Origin of the sequence: Methylobacterium currus (assembly GCF_003058325.1) — a bacterium.
Taxonomy (GTDB): Bacteria; Pseudomonadota; Alphaproteobacteria; order Rhizobiales; family Beijerinckiaceae; genus Methylobacterium; species Methylobacterium currus.
This window is the reverse complement of record NZ_CP028843.1, coordinates 47,062-60,911: the sequence shown is the minus strand read 5'-3', so window position 1 is coordinate 60,911 and position 13,850 is coordinate 47,062. Positions and strand designations below refer to the sequence as shown.

The window sequence follows — 13,850 nt, the reverse complement described above, 5'->3', positions numbered from 1 at the left end:
GGTGGGGATGGGCTGTTAGATCGGCGGCGTGACCAGATCGACGGATTCGATGCGCTATTATCTCGGCCTCGCCACCACCTTCCACGACCCGGCCCTCGCCCTGGTCGGGCCGGACGGCACGGTGCTCTTCGCCGAGGCGACGGAGCGCTACCTGCAATACAAGCGCGCCCCGAACTGCGAGCCGGATTCGGCGCCCCGCATGGCCGGCCTGCTCAAGGCCCACCTGCCGCCGGGCGCCGAGCTCGTGGTCGCCACGACCTGGGGGCCGGACTTCAGCCGCTACCTCGCCGGCCAGGCGGGCGCCGGCGCCTTCGGGCTCGAGACCTTGCGCGCGCATTCCCCGGCGCTGAACCGCTCCCTGGTGCCGGAGCGGGCCGAGCGCACCTTCATCGCCGAGCTGGCCCTGGCGCAGGGGAGGGCCGGCTACGGCACCCTGCTCGGCCTCGACCGGGCCCATGGCGGGCGCTCGACCATCGCGGGCCTCACGCGCTACCCCCACCACCTGACGCACGCGGCCTACGGCCTGTGGGGCTCGCCGTTCCGGGACGCCACCTGCCTCGTCGTCGACGGCATGGGCGAGACCGGCGCCTCGGCGATCTACCGGATGGAGGCCGGGCGCCTCTCCGAGGTGAAGCGGCATCGCGGGCGCGAATCGGTCGGCTTCTTCTTCGGCCTCGTCACCGACCTCGCCGGGTTCGACCAGACCAAGGGCGAGGAATGGAAGATCATGGGGCTCGCCCCCTACGGCCGGCAGGACCCGGACCTGATGGCGCTCCTGCGCCGGCTCTACCGGATCGAGGAGGGCCGCCTGCGCTTCTCCGACGCCGCCACCGTGCAGGCGGTCGCCGAGGAGATCCGCGCCCGGCGCCCGGTGGAGGCCGACGAGGAGGGCTGGGCCGACCTCTCGGCCTGCGGCCAGGCGATCTTTTCGGAACTGATGGACGTGCTGGTCGCCGAGGCGTGGCGGTTGGCGCCGCACGAGAACCTCGTCGTCACCGGCGGCTGCGCGCTCAACTCGTCCTATAACGGCCGCCTGCTTCAGCGGTGCGGCTTCCAGCGCCTGCACGTGCCCTCGGCGCCCGCCGACGACGGCAACGCGCTGGGCGCGGCCTGGCTCGCCTTCCAGGAGGACAACCCGGGCTGGACCGGGCCGGGGCGGCTCGCCACCCCCTATCTCGGCTCGCGCGTCTCGACCGAGCCGCTGGAGCGGATGGTCGGCTGGGAGCCGCGCCTGCGCCATCTCGGCCATCACGGGGTGACGCAGGCGGCGGCCGACATCCTGGCGGCGGGCGGGCTCGTCGGCTGGGTGCAGGGGCGGGCGGAGTTCGGGCCGCGGGCGCTCGGCAACCGCTCGATCCTGGCCGATCCGCGGCCGGCCGACGCCAAGGCGATCCTCAACGGCAAGGTGAAGTACCGCGAGGCGTTCCGGCCTTTCGCGCCGTCGATCCTGGCCGAGGCCGGGCCGGACTGGTTCGAGGATTACCAGGACAGCCCCTATATGGAGCGCACCCTGGTCTGGCGGCCCGAGAGACGGAGCGACGTGCCGGCGGTGGTGCACGAGGACGGCACCGGGCGCCTCCAGAGCGTGACGGAGGAGCGCAACCCGGCCTACGCCGCCCTGATCCGGGCTTTCGCGGAGCGGACCGGCGTGCCGATCCTGCTCAACACCAGCTTCAACGTGATGGGCAAGCCGATCCTCCACACCGCCGAGGACGCGATCCTGATGTTCGCCACGACCGGGCTCGACGCCGTGGTGATCGAGGACTGGATCCTGGTGAAGGACGGGGTGATGCCGAAGGTCGGGTGATCGAACGAGAAGGGCCGGCCCCGTCCCCGGGTGCCGGCCCCTGATCGTCCGTCGGGCGGGCGAGCCTTACTCGCAGACCTCGACGCGCTTGTAGGTGAAGGACTCGTCGTCGAGCCACACCTTGCGGCGCTCGAAATGGCAGATCGGGCCGCGGCGCGGGCGCACGATCACGGTCTCGGGCTCCTCGACATAGACCCGGCGCGGCGGCGGCGCGGCGTAGACCGGCGGCGGGGGCGGCTGCATGCCGTTCATGATGGCGCCGGCCGCGACGCCGCCGAGCACGCCGGCCGCCGCACCGCCGATGATCGCCGCGCCGACATTGTCGCGGGCCTGGGCCTGGGGTGCCGCGGTGACGAAGAGGGCGGCGACGAGCGCCGCGCCCGCGCCGAGGCGCGGAAGGCCGTATGAGGTCAGAGCGCGCACGCTGAGGATCTCCCGAAGGTGTTGGCGCGAGAATGCGAGTGACTGCTTAACGAAGTGCCAAGCTTGCCGCCCGGCCAGAGGTCGAACGGCACGGCCCGGGGCCGACGAAAGCCTCGCGCCGTCGGGCCCCAGACATGGCGGCGGTTTGCGGCGATTTCCGGGTATGCCTACGGTTCCAGGGAGGGTGTGTATTTCGGGTGACGGTGAGCGCACCGGTCGATGCCATGCAGGTTCCGAGGCCGCGTCCGGCGATGAAAATGGCCTCGGACCGACACTTGGTAACGGGGCACCGGTGGGCGCGGTAGGGCGAGGCAGAAGGATGTCCGGCTAACCGCCCTGCCGCGTCAACTGACGATACAAGGCCGGGGTCACGCCATGGCATTTCTGCATGCTCCGGGACAAGGCGCTCTGGTCCGCATGTCCGGAGAGAAAGGCGATGTCTTGTATCGACTTTTGCGTTGTCCGGAGGAGCAGCATCGCGTACTCGATCCGCTTTGCAATGATATATGCGTGCGGCGTCGTGTCGAGATGGTCAGTGAAAAGAGCGTGAAGTGATCTTTCGCTGACGCCGGCCTCTCTGGCAACCAGCGCCACCGTGATCTTATTGGAGAAATTTAGGCTGATATAGACGAGCGCCTTACGAAGCGACCGAGCTTTCATCGACGGTTGACAGGCCACGCGATCGGCAAGCTCGGAAATTATCAGAGTAGCCCAGGCGTTGCTAATCAACGACCGATCGCCGTTCGTGCTTTTTGATGCCGCATAGCTGACCAAATGCCCGATCTTCTCGTTGATGCGAAAGAACTTCTGATCATTCAGGTGACAGAAAACATCGGATTCGTGGCAAAATCCAATCGATTGATGATTTGAAATGTCAAGTACTACAAAATTGCCGTTATCTGAGCAAAAAAACTCGTGCTTGGCGCCAGATGGAATGAAAACTCCTAGATTTCGATCTATAACACTCGAGCATCCATCAATGCATATTTCCATTGAGCCGTGGCACGGTAAGACAAATTGATGATATTCATGGATATGTTCTGTTGCGACGGCATTGTACTGCCTGCACTCAAGATTTAAGCTATTAAACTCGTTATGCATATCGATGGCACTCTTTGCCGATCATGGGGATTTGGCAACATTTTATATCGGGCTGGTTTGGATTTCTAGCTCCGCCTGAAAAGAGCTGGGCAATATATTTGGCTAATGTTTCGCCGGCGCCTCGGCTTATAATTTGCAGGCTTCGTCAATGGTTTTGCAATTTTGGCGGTCTCCAGGGCAATCGGACAGAGATATGAATCGATGGGGCATGAGATGCTGAGCCGACATGAAAAGACTTCAATATGGATCGAGAACAATGCAAGGGCATGTTGCTTCGCAAGGTGCTGCCACGGCGATAGGCTTCGTGGCGGTGGTGTTCTGGTCGGCGCTCGCGCTCCTGACTAAAATGGCTGGAAATATTCCTCCGTTCCAATTGTTATTTTTAAGTTTCTTTGTGGCTTTCATATTCAGCATCATGATTATTGCATGGAGGGGTAATAGGCTAGTTAAAATTTTCAGACAGCCAATTCAGGTATGGCTGTTCAGTTTTGCGGCAATATTTATCTATCACGCCCTATACTTTTTTGCATTGCAGAATGCGCCGCCGGCGGAGGCGAGTCTGCTTGCGTATCTATGGCCATTACTGATTGTCATATTTTCGATTTTTCTGGAACGCAAGGCATTTCATGCCAAGCATCTCATCGGTGCGCTTCTCGGCTTCGGCGGATGCGCGGTTGCGATCCTCGGGCAATCATCGTCTTTGAACAAAATATCGAATTATAGCGGTTACATTGCCGCCCTGTTGTGTGCCTTGGTGTGGTCGACGTACTCCGTCATCAATCGCCGCTTCTCCGATGTCCCTAGTGAGATCATTGGTGGGGTCTGCGGTCTTGTTGCCATCGCTGCGCTACCTTTTCATCTGGCGACCGAAAATGCCGTCTATCCGACGATGCGCGAGTGGATAGCGATAATTATATTAGGATTTGGTCCAACCGGGTTAGCATTTTTTGCTTGGGATTATGCTACAAAATGGGGACATTTGCCAACAATTGGTGCCTTATCCTATCTGGCTCCCCTCTTCTCTACGCTCCTGCTCATCGCCGCAGGGTGGACGGCTCCGCGTTGGACCGTCGTTGCCGCGACACTTCTGACTGTCGGCGGAGCAGTGATCGCAACCTTCGACCACAGGAAGGTTTTTTCCGGAAAATTCAACCGTGATGGAGTTTGACATGGCCACTCTGTCCCTCGGAAAATCGAAAAGCCCTCGATTTAGTTCTGCCCCCTCAAGAGAGCCTCTGCGTTACATGGGAGAGCCTTCCAAACTGGTGAGTCGCAGCGGTCAAGCCAGACGTGAGGCGGGAGAAAAGCCGCGGATCCTGCTGTTCGTGCCGCCATACACTCGGCTCATCGAGCCATCGCCGTCCGGTAGCGCATTAGCCGAAATCGGGATCTCGAATTTTGAGGTCATGAAGCGGGCTGGCACGCCAATCGGGCTCCTTCGTATTGCGACGGCGGCACAACGTGCCGGATACGAAGTGCAGGTGATCGACAGTCCATTTTTCGGATGGGACCAAGAGGCAGACGATGTCCGAGTCGATAAAGGTCATCTGATACGTTACGGGCTTGACTACAGTCAGATCAAAAATTTAATTGATAATTTTTCTCCCGATATCGTAGGTATTCAATGTAATTACACCGTTCAATGGGGAAATGCCCGCATCCTTGCGGATCTTATAAAGCACTTGGATCGAGATACGGTCGTTGTCGGTGGCGGCGCTCACTGCAGCGGCGATTGGGAGAACGCGCTGAATGACTCCGCTATGGATGTCATCGTTATTAACGAAGCCGACAAGACATTTCCATTTCTGCTCAATAGTTTGACCGCGCCAGATGGATCTGTCGAAGCCGTGCCGGGTATCGCGTACAGAGATGCGCGTTGCGAACTGGTGCGGACGACAAAGAAATCAAATTATATGAGTATTTTACCTAACAAGCAGGGCCTGCAAAGTCGCCTGGACATGATGCCTCTGCCAGATTTTGCATTATTGAATATGAATTACTACCTTCAACGCTACCATTCTTCCGGTGCACGTGTTCGCCCGCATGGCGCCTGGGCGCAAATATTTGCCACTATCGGCTGTAACGTAAATTGTAATTTCTGTTATATTCCGAAAATCAACGGTCCCTGGCGAGCCCTCGGCCTGGACTGGTTTGATCTTCATTTGGCGGATTTGGTCAGGCATGGCGTTACAGAGGTTCTGATAGAAGATGATCACCTCATGCATGATCCCCTCTATGCATTGGAGGTCGCCAAATTGCTTAAAAAATACGATCTTCCTTGGGTTGAGGAAGGCGGTATTAGTTTGTTTAATTTAGTCGTTCTGCACAAGGGGCCTGGCTTCGTCGCCGGCATGTCAGAGAACGATCAAAGAAGCCCGATCTATAAAAACGTAATTGAGGCAATGAAACAAGGGTTGACCGCAAAGGGTTTTATAAAGTCGTTGGCAGAATCTGGTTGTTACAGCGTCTACTTGGCCGTCGAAAGCGCAAACGAAGAAAGTCTGTCAAATTCACATAAATCTACATTTAACTCAATTCAGACTGCTACATTTGAGATTGTCAAATTGTTTACCGATGCGGGTATTCAGGTGACGGGGGGATTCATGCTCGGGTTCATCAATCCGCCTGGGAAGCAGTCTGGCAAGCCTTATATAGAGAGTCTTTCTCAGATCGACCATACCATAGACTACGCTGTTGATCTTATGAATGCCGGAATGGCTTATGCCAATCCGTTCATTGTTACGCCCATTCCGGGAACGCCGATGTGGGAGTTTCAGCAAGACTATGTCGTGAGACACTATGATAACGGGTGGTCACATGAAAAGGCGACGATGTCGTGCGAGAAGTGGGACGCAGAAGACATCGAGCGGAAGAGACTCGAGCTCCTCGTGCGAGCCAATGGCCCTGCGCGTGTCCGCGAGATGGTTAGCCGGGGGACTTGGCCCGTCGATGGTGCATGATGATCCAAATTTCCCAGATAGCAATGTTCATATTTGTTCCCAAGAATTGTCGCATTACAATCTGCGATTGGCTAGGTCATATGCGGCTGCGACGATGTCGCATATGAACTTTGCTCAAGTTGTCAACCTGAAGAAATCGGGGGCAAAAATCTTGATTTTTATTGACGAATCCGGTATATTCGACCGTCGACAATTGGATCCGGTATGCACGACGGGTGTTCCGGCGCATGTCATTGCGGTTGAGGCGGCAATCGGGCAGGCAAATATCGCCCGAACTTTCGAGAGTTTTTTCTCGGAACATGGCATCATATCTGCGCAGTTAATCGTCGAAATGGCGCATATTTACTATAAAATCCATATTTCCAATCTGGTAAACACAATCAATTTACTTTTAGATCATGACGCAATCCCGATTGTCATGGAAAGTTTCCTGCAAAATCCTATTAAAGAAGGGCAGTTTCGAGATCTGTACGATGCTGTCATGAATGCGTTGGCTGACAGATAGGCACCGCTGCGAGGACGAGCGCCTTGTTTCCACTGCTCAAGAGCGCCGTTCGTATAATCAGGTTCGGTGATCTCTGTCAGCCAATGTTGCCCACTCTGGACTCGGTTCCGCCGTTGCCGTCTCCCCCGCGTCATCGCATCGCTTGAGGAGGCCTACCCGAGAGCATGCGCGTCACCCTTCCATCGCGATCAACGCCGCATCCCCCCCCGCCGCGGCGGTGTTGATCGTCACGGTCTGCTCGGTGGCGAAGCGGGTGAGGTAGTGCGGCCCGCCGGCCTTCGGGCCGGTGCCGGAGAGGCCGTGGCCGCCGAATGGCTGCACGCCGACCACCGCGCCGATCATGTTGCGGTTGACGTAGACGTTGCCGGTGGAGAGCCGGGCGACCACCCGCTCCACGGTGGCGTCGATGCGCGAATGGACGCCGAGCGTCAGGCCGTAGCCGCTGGCCTCGATCCGATCGAGCACCCGGTCGAGATCGGCGGCCTTGTAGCGGGCGACGTGCAGGATCGGTCCGAACACCTCCTCCGTCAGCGCCTCGGGGCCCGCAATCTCGTAGATCTGCGGCGCCACGAAATGGCCCTCGCCCGGCACCTCGCCGGCGTAATGCGTCGTCGCCGCGCGGCGCAGCGCGGCGCCGTGGCGGTCGAGGCGGGCGCGGGCCTCGGCGTCGATCACCGGGCCGACATGGGTCGCGGGGTCGCGCGGATCGCCGAGCCGCAGTTCCTGCGCGGCGCCCGCCACCATCCCGATCACCTTGTCGGCCACGTCCTCCTGCACCAGGAGCAGGCGCAGGGCCGAGCAGCGCTGGCCGGCGGAGCGGAAGGCGGAGGTCACCACGTCGTCGGCGACCTGCTCGGGGAGCGCCGTGGCGTCGACCAGCATCGCGTTGATGCCGCCGGTCTCGGCGATGAGCGGCACGATCGGGCCGTCCTTGGCGGCGAGCGCCCGGTTGATGTGGCGCGCCACCTCGGTCGAGCCGGTGAAGACCACGCCGGCGACGTCCCGATGCGCCACGAGCGCGGCCCCGACCGCGCCGTCGCCCGGCACGATGTGGAGGGCGCCAGGAGCGATGCCGGCCCGGTGCATGAGGCGCACCGCCTCCGCCGCGACCAGCGGGGTCTGCTCGGCGGGCTTGGCCACCACCGCGTTGCCGGCCATCAGCGCCGCCGCGACCTGGCCGACGAAGATGGCGAGCGGGAAGTTCCACGGCGAGATCGCCACGAACACGCCGCGACTGCGCAAGGACAGGCGGTTGCTCTCGCCGGTCGGGCCCGGCAATTCTTGCGGCGCCCCGAAGAGCTTTCTTCCTTGCGCTGCGTAGTAGCGGCAGAAATCCACTGCCTCGCGCAGCTCCGCCACCGCGTCGTCGAGGGTCTTGCCGGCCTCCGCCTGGAGCAGGTGGATCAGCCGGCCGGTCGAGGCCTCCATCGCGTCGGCGGCCCGCTCGAGCGCAGCGGCGCGCTGCTCGGCCGGAACCCGCCCCCAGGCAACGGCCCCCTTGCGGGCGGCCTGGATCGCCGCCGCCGCAATCTCGGGCGAGGCTTCCGCAACGGTGCCGACGACCGTGCGGGCGTCGCTCGGGCTCACCACGTCGCGCGGCGTGCCGGCCTGCGTCACGCCGTCGATCACCGGCGCCGCCTCGGCGGGGCCGCGCGCGGCGGCGACGCTGTCCGTCAGGCGCTCCAGGCTCGCCCGGTCGCCGAACTCGACCCCGGCGGAGTTGATCCGCTCCGGCGCGAACATCTCGGCCGGACGCCGGAGCTTCGGGTGCCGGGCGCGGTCGGGGTTGCCGACGCTCTCGGCCGGGCGGCGCAGCAGGGTCTCGACCGGCACCGCCGGATCGGCGGCCTGGGAGACGAAGGAGGAATTGGCGCCGTTCTCGAGGAGACGCCGCACCAGGTAGGCCAGCAGGTCGCGGTGGCCGCCGACCGGCGCGTAGGTGCGGCAGGCCGCGCCCGGCACGGCGGCGAGGAGGCGCGCATAGAGCGCCTCGCCCATGCCGTGCAGGCGCTGGAACTCGTAGGTGCCGGCCTGCGGCCCCGCCCGCTCGACGATGGCCGCGACGGTGAGCGCGTTGTGGGTGGCGAATTGCGGGAAGAGCCGCGGCCGGTGGGCGAGCATCCGCTCGGCCGCCGCGAGGTAGCTGAGATCGGTCATGCTCTTGCGGGTGAAGACGGGGTAATCGGGCAGGCCGCGCTCCTGGGCCCGCTTCACCTCCGTGTCCCAGTACGCGCCCTTGACGAGGCGGACCATCAGCCGCCGGTCGAGGCGGGCGGCCAGATCCGCGACGTGGTCGATCACCTGGAGGCAGCGCTTCTGGTAGGCCTGGACCGCGAGGCCGAACCCGTCCCAGCCCGCGAGCGACGGGTCACCCAGCACCGCCGCGATGACGTCGAGGGAGAGTTCGAGCCGGTCCGCCTCCTCGGCATCGACCGTGAAGTTGAGGTCGTAGCTCTTCGCCGCCCTGGCGAGGCCGAGGAGCACCGGCACCAGCTCGGCCATGACCCGCTCGCGGCCGACCGCCTCGTAGCGCGGGTGCAGGGCCGAGAGCTTGACCGAGATGCCCGGTCGGTCGGGCAGCGCCCGGTTGCCCGCGGCCCGGCCGATCGCCTCGATGGCGCTCGCGTAGGAGGCCGCGTAGGCCCGGGCGTCCTCCGCCGTGCGGGCGCCCTCGCCGAGCATGTCGAAGGAGTAGCGGTAGAGCCGGCCCTGTCCGCTCGCCGAGCGCTTGAGCGCCGCCTCGATCGTCTCGCCGAGCACGAAATGCCCGCCCATCACCCGCATCGCCTGGCGGGCGGCCTGGCGAACAGCGGGCAGGCCGAGGCGCTTGGCGAGGCCGGCCAGGATTCCTTCCGGCGTGTCGCCGGGCTGGATGATCCGGGCCGAGAGGCCGAGCGCCCAGGCCGAGGAGCGCACCAGCAGCGCGTCGGAGCGGGTCGCGTGCTGCTCGAAGCCGCCGAAGCGCAGCTTGTCCTCGATCAGCCGGTCGGCGGTGGCGGCGTCGGGCACCCGCAGCAGGGCCTCCGCCAGCACCATCAGGGCCAGCCCCTCCTTGGTCGAGAGCGAGTATTCGCGCAGCATCGCCTCGACGCCGCCGAGACCCCCGGTCTCCTGCCGGATCGCCCCGACGAGGTCGCGGGCCAGCGCATCGACCCGGGCCTCGCGCTCCGGCGGCAGGGCGCCCCGCTCCAGGAAGAGGCGGGCGAGGGCGGCGTCGTCGGGAGCAAAAGGCGCGTGGAAGACGGGGAGGGGGGCGGGCATCGGGCGGATCCGGGCGGCTTGCGACGATCCTCAGCTTAGAGCGCCTTTCGCCGTGCTTCGATGGCGCGTATCGCAGGTTCGCCGCAGGATCGGCGGCCAGACCGGGGTTTGACAGAGACAATGACGGACGGGCTCGACCGGGTCGATCGGCAGATCCTAAAAATCCTCCAGCGCGAGGGGCGCATCCCGAATGTCGAGCTGGCGGAGCGGGTCGGGCTGTCGCCGACCGCCACCGGCGAGCGGCTGCGCCGGTTGCAGAAGGACGGGGTGATCACCGGGTTCGGCGCGCGGCTCGATCCGCAGCGCCTCGGCCTGAGCCTGCTCGTCTTCGTCGAGGTCTCGCTCGACAAGACCACGCCCGACGCCTTCGCGCGCTTCGCGGCAGCTGTGCGGCGCGCACCGGAAGTCCTGGAATGCCACATGGTCGGCGGCGGGTTCGACTATCTGGTCAAGGCCCGGGTCGCCGACATGCCGGCCTATCGGCGCTTCCTCGGCGACGGCCTGCTGTCGCTGCCGGGGGTCAACAACACCCGCACCTACGCGGTGATGGAGGAGGTGAAGAGCGACGGGGTGCTGCCGCTCTGATCCTGCGGCTCATGCGCGGGACGCATGATGTCCCTGCGACATATCGGAGCTTTGCGGCGTCTGCGGAGTTGGCAGAGGGCGCAGAGTGTCGCAGTCTCTCATTCACCAAGCCGCCGCAGAGCGGCCCCGACACGAATGGAGGTACGCCGATGGTCAATCCGAACCGCCTCGTGAAATCCGCCTGGATCGCCGCCGAAGTCTCTCGCGAGAAGGCCGAGAAGGTTCTGGTGGTCGAGGCCTATATCGCGGTCTCTCCGCTGGAGAGCGGCTACGACGCCGGCCGGTACGGCCGCCTGGTGGAGGATGTGCGTCGCATCCTGGCCGAGAACCCCGACATCGACCGGGCCTCGATCCTGAGCGTCCATCGCGAATCGCGCTGCGCCGCCCTGTTCCGCCGTGGCGCCTGCCAGGACGAACGCCATCAAGAGGCGCACCCGGAGGAGCGCCGGCCCGAATTGGTGGCCTGAGCGCCCGGTGGAGGCGGGGCCGCGCGGCCCCGCCCGGACCGCCCTTACAGGCCCTCGAACAGGGCCGACGAGATGTAGCGCTCGGCAAACGAGCAGGCGACCGTCACGATCCGCTTGCCCTTGAACTCCGGCCGGGCCGCGACCTCGAGGGCCGCCGCGACGTTGCCGCCGGTCGAGATGCCGCCGGGGATGCCCTCGATCCGGGCGAGCAGGCGGGCGGTGTCGAAGGCGGTCTGGTTGGAGACCGTCACCACCTCGTCGATCACGCCGCGATCGAGCACGTTCGGCACGAAGCCGGCGCCGATACCCTGGATCTTGTGCGGGCCGGGCTGGCCGCCGGACAGGACCGGGGAATCCTCCGGCTCGACCGCGATGACGCGCAGATGCGGCAGGCGCGGCTTGATGACCTGGCCGACGCCCGTGATGGTGCCGCCGGTGCCCACGCCCGCCACGAAGGCGTCGAGCTGCCCTTGCGTATCGTTCCAGATCTCCTCCGCGGTGGTCTTCCGGTGGATCTCGGGGTTGGCCGGGTTGTTGAACTGCTGGGGCATGATCGCGCCCGGGATCTCCTTCAGGAGCTCCTCGGCCTTGGCGATCGCGCCCTTCATGCCCTGGGGGCCAGGGGTGAGGGCGAGTTCGGCCCCGAGATAGGCCAGCATCTTGCGCCGCTCGAGCGACATCGTCTCGGGCATGACCAGGATCAGCCGGTAGCCCCGGGCCGCGGCCACGAAGGCGAGCGCGATGCCGGTATTGCCGGAAGTCGGCTCCACCAGGGTGCCGCCGGGCTTCAGCACGCCCGAGGCCTCCATGGCGTCGATCATGTTGACGCCGATGCGGTCCTTCACCGAGGCGATCGGGTTGAAGAACTCGAGCTTCAGGAGGATCTCGGCGTCGATCCCGCGCTCCTTGGCGAGGCGGTTCAGGCGCACCAGCGGGGTGTTGCCGATGGTCTCGGTGATCGAGTCGTAGACCCGGCCGTGGCCGATCCGGCGGCCGGTCTCCGAGGTGGCGGTGGCGTCGGCCATGGTGTGTCTCTCCCTCAAGGGTGCGTCGTCCGCCGCACGGGTAGCGGAAATCCGGCCTGCCGTCGAGGTATGTCGATTTATACAGTTTTTGACTGTGAAATAGACGGTCGCGGGCTGCGCGGCGCCGGCCGGAACGGTGCCGGCGCGCCTGGGTTGATCCCCACCGCTCCCGACGACGCAGCCGGAACAAAGAGGGGGGTCCGCGGCGCGCGCCGGTATCGTAACCTTGGGTCAGACTGTCGCTCCGGCAAGTCCCGATCCGGCAGGGCCCGATCCCGCAAGTCCCCCTGGGATGGGCCTCCGGTCCGGCAGCCTGGAACCGCCCGGGAGAGCCGCATGTCCGAGACCCTGCACCGCACCACGCTCGAACCCACTCCCCGCGACGAGCCGCATGGAGCGCCGCCTCCGGCCGCGGGGCCGCACCGGGTTGTGATCGTCGGCGGCGGCTTCGGCGGCCTCACCACGGCCCGGGGCCTCGGCGGTGCCGAGGGGATCGCGGTCACGCTGATCGACCGGCGCAACCACCACCTGTTCCAGCCGCTGCTCTATCAGGTCGCCACAGCGGTGATCGCGCCGGGCGAGATCGCCGAGCCGATCCGGGCGATCCTGCGCTGGGACCGCAATGTCAGCGTGCTGATGGGCGAGGTCGAGGGCGTCGACACCGAGGAGCGTGCGGTGCGCCTGCGCGACGGCACCCGCATCCCCTACGACACGCTGGTCCTCGCCACGGGCGCCACGCACAGCTATTTCGGCCATCCGGAATGGGAGCGCTACGCCCCCGGCCTCAAGACCCTCGACGATGCGCGCCGCATCCGGGCCCGGGTGCTCCTCGCCTTCGAGGCTGCCGAGCGCGAGGACGATCCGGCCGCCCGCGAGCGGCTGATGACCTTCGCGGTGATCGGCGGCGGGCCGACCGGCGTCGAGATGGCTGGGGCCATCGCGGGCCTCGCCCACCATGCCCTGTCGCAGGATTTCCGCCGCATCGACCCGAAGCAGGCCCGGATCCTGCTGATCGAGGCGGCGCCCCGGGTGCTCGGCACCTTCACGGAGGATCTCTCGGCCTATGCGCGCCGCTCGCTGGAGCGGCTCGGCGTCACGGTGCTGACCGAGCACGCCGTCGAGGACGTGTCGGAGGAGGGCGTGACCGTGGCGGGCAAGCTGATCCCGGCGGCCACGATCGTCTGGGGCGCGGGCGTGCGCGCCTCGCCGGCGGGGGAATGGCTCGGGGTCGAGACGACGCGCCAGGGCCACGTCCCGGTCGGGCCGGACCTCGCGGTCATCGGCCGCCCGGGCGTCTACGCGCTCGGCGACCTCGCCATGGCCAAGGCCGAGGACGGCAAGCCCCTGCCGGGCCTTGCCCAGGTGGCCGACCAGCAGGGCCGCTATCTCGGCCGGGCGCTGCGCGACCGCATCCTGCACGGGACAGTGCCGAAGCCGTTCCGCTTCCGCAGCCGCGGCAACCTCGCGATCATCGGGCACAATTCCGGCGTGGTGCAGTGGGACCGCGTCAAGCTCAAGGGCTTCCTCGCCTGGCTGGTCTGGGGCGTGGCCCACGTCTACCTGCTGGTCGGCTTCCACAACCGCCTCGTCGTCACCTTGCGCTGGCTCTGGGCCTATCTGAGCTTCCAGCGCGGCGCCCGCCTGATCTCCGAGCGCGACGAGGCCGTCATGGCCCTGATCCGCGGCACCCCGCCGGGGCGGATTCCGCCGCCCTGA

11 protein-coding genes are annotated in these 13,850 nt (G+C 65.0%); 7 read left to right on the top strand and 4 right to left on the bottom strand.

What is annotated here, in order from left to right:
* The first annotated feature begins 49 nt into the window (after window positions 1-49).
* Window positions 50-1,807, top strand: coding sequence for a carbamoyltransferase family protein (locus DA075_RS00290; RefSeq protein ID WP_099951492.1), 1,758 nt, complete (start codon window positions 50-52; stop codon window positions 1,805-1,807).
* A 66-nt stretch (window positions 1,808-1,873) separates the two neighbouring features.
* On the opposite strand, the gene DA075_RS00285 is transcribed toward DA075_RS00290, so the two are convergent.
* Together DA075_RS00285 and DA075_RS00280 are read right to left on the bottom strand one after the other, a co-directional pair.
* A complete protein-coding gene (locus DA075_RS00285) occupies window positions 1,874-2,230 on the bottom strand; it encodes a hypothetical protein (RefSeq protein WP_099951491.1) in 357 nt (118 codons plus the stop codon).
* Between the two features lie 327 nt (window positions 2,231-2,557).
* A complete protein-coding gene (locus tag DA075_RS00280) occupies window positions 2,558-3,331 on the bottom strand; it encodes an AraC family transcriptional regulator (RefSeq protein ID WP_099951490.1) in 774 nt (257 codons plus the stop codon).
* A 226-nt stretch (window positions 3,332-3,557) separates the two neighbouring features.
* Here DA075_RS00280 and yddG point away from each other — a divergent pair, with 226 nt between their 5' ends.
* From yddG to DA075_RS35695, 3 genes are read left to right on the top strand one after another with little or no spacing between them, the layout of a single operon-like run.
* Window positions 3,558-4,499, top strand: coding sequence for an aromatic amino acid exporter YddG (yddG, locus tag DA075_RS00275; protein WP_210207010.1), 942 nt, complete (start codon window positions 3,558-3,560; stop codon window positions 4,497-4,499).
* Window position 4,500: 1 nt separating this feature from the next.
* Window positions 4,501-6,291, top strand: a complete 1,791-nt coding sequence (locus DA075_RS00270; protein ID WP_210207009.1) for a B12-binding domain-containing radical SAM protein — start codon at window positions 4,501-4,503, stop codon at window positions 6,289-6,291.
* The gene (locus DA075_RS35695) at window positions 6,281-6,796 is read left to right on the top strand and encodes an amino acid kinase family protein (protein ID WP_164712176.1); all 516 of its coding nucleotides are present in this window, start codon (window positions 6,281-6,283) and stop codon (window positions 6,794-6,796) included. The genes DA075_RS00270 and DA075_RS35695 overlap by 11 nt, the downstream gene beginning before the upstream one ends.
* 171 nt (window positions 6,797-6,967) lie before the next feature.
* On the opposite strand, the gene putA is transcribed toward DA075_RS35695, so the two are convergent.
* On the bottom strand, window positions 6,968-10,057 hold the full coding sequence (gene putA, locus DA075_RS00265) for a bifunctional proline dehydrogenase/L-glutamate gamma-semialdehyde dehydrogenase PutA (RefSeq protein WP_099951487.1): 3,090 nt from the start codon (window positions 10,055-10,057) through the stop codon (window positions 6,968-6,970).
* 120 nt (window positions 10,058-10,177) lie between these two features.
* Between putA and DA075_RS00260 the strand changes: the two genes are divergently transcribed.
* Together DA075_RS00260 and DA075_RS00255 are read left to right on the top strand one after the other, a co-directional pair.
* Complete coding sequence (locus DA075_RS00260; RefSeq protein ID WP_099951486.1) at window positions 10,178-10,642, top strand: Lrp/AsnC ligand binding domain-containing protein; 465 nt, start codon at window positions 10,178-10,180, stop codon at window positions 10,640-10,642.
* 149 nt (window positions 10,643-10,791) lie between these two features.
* Entirely contained in the window at window positions 10,792-11,109 is a 318-nt protein-coding gene (locus DA075_RS00255) for a hypothetical protein (protein ID WP_232386712.1), read from the top strand.
* A gap of 44 nt (window positions 11,110-11,153) precedes the next feature.
* Here the strand turns inward: DA075_RS00255 and cysK are convergent, their stop codons facing one another.
* On the bottom strand, window positions 11,154-12,134 hold the full coding sequence (gene cysK, locus DA075_RS00250; protein WP_099951485.1) for a cysteine synthase A: 981 nt from the start codon (window positions 12,132-12,134) through the stop codon (window positions 11,154-11,156).
* Between the two features lie 336 nt (window positions 12,135-12,470).
* Here cysK and DA075_RS00245 point away from each other — a divergent pair, with 336 nt between their 5' ends.
* The gene (locus DA075_RS00245) at window positions 12,471-13,850 is read left to right on the top strand and encodes an NAD(P)/FAD-dependent oxidoreductase (RefSeq protein WP_099951484.1); all 1,380 of its coding nucleotides are present in this window, start codon (window positions 12,471-12,473) and stop codon (window positions 13,848-13,850) included.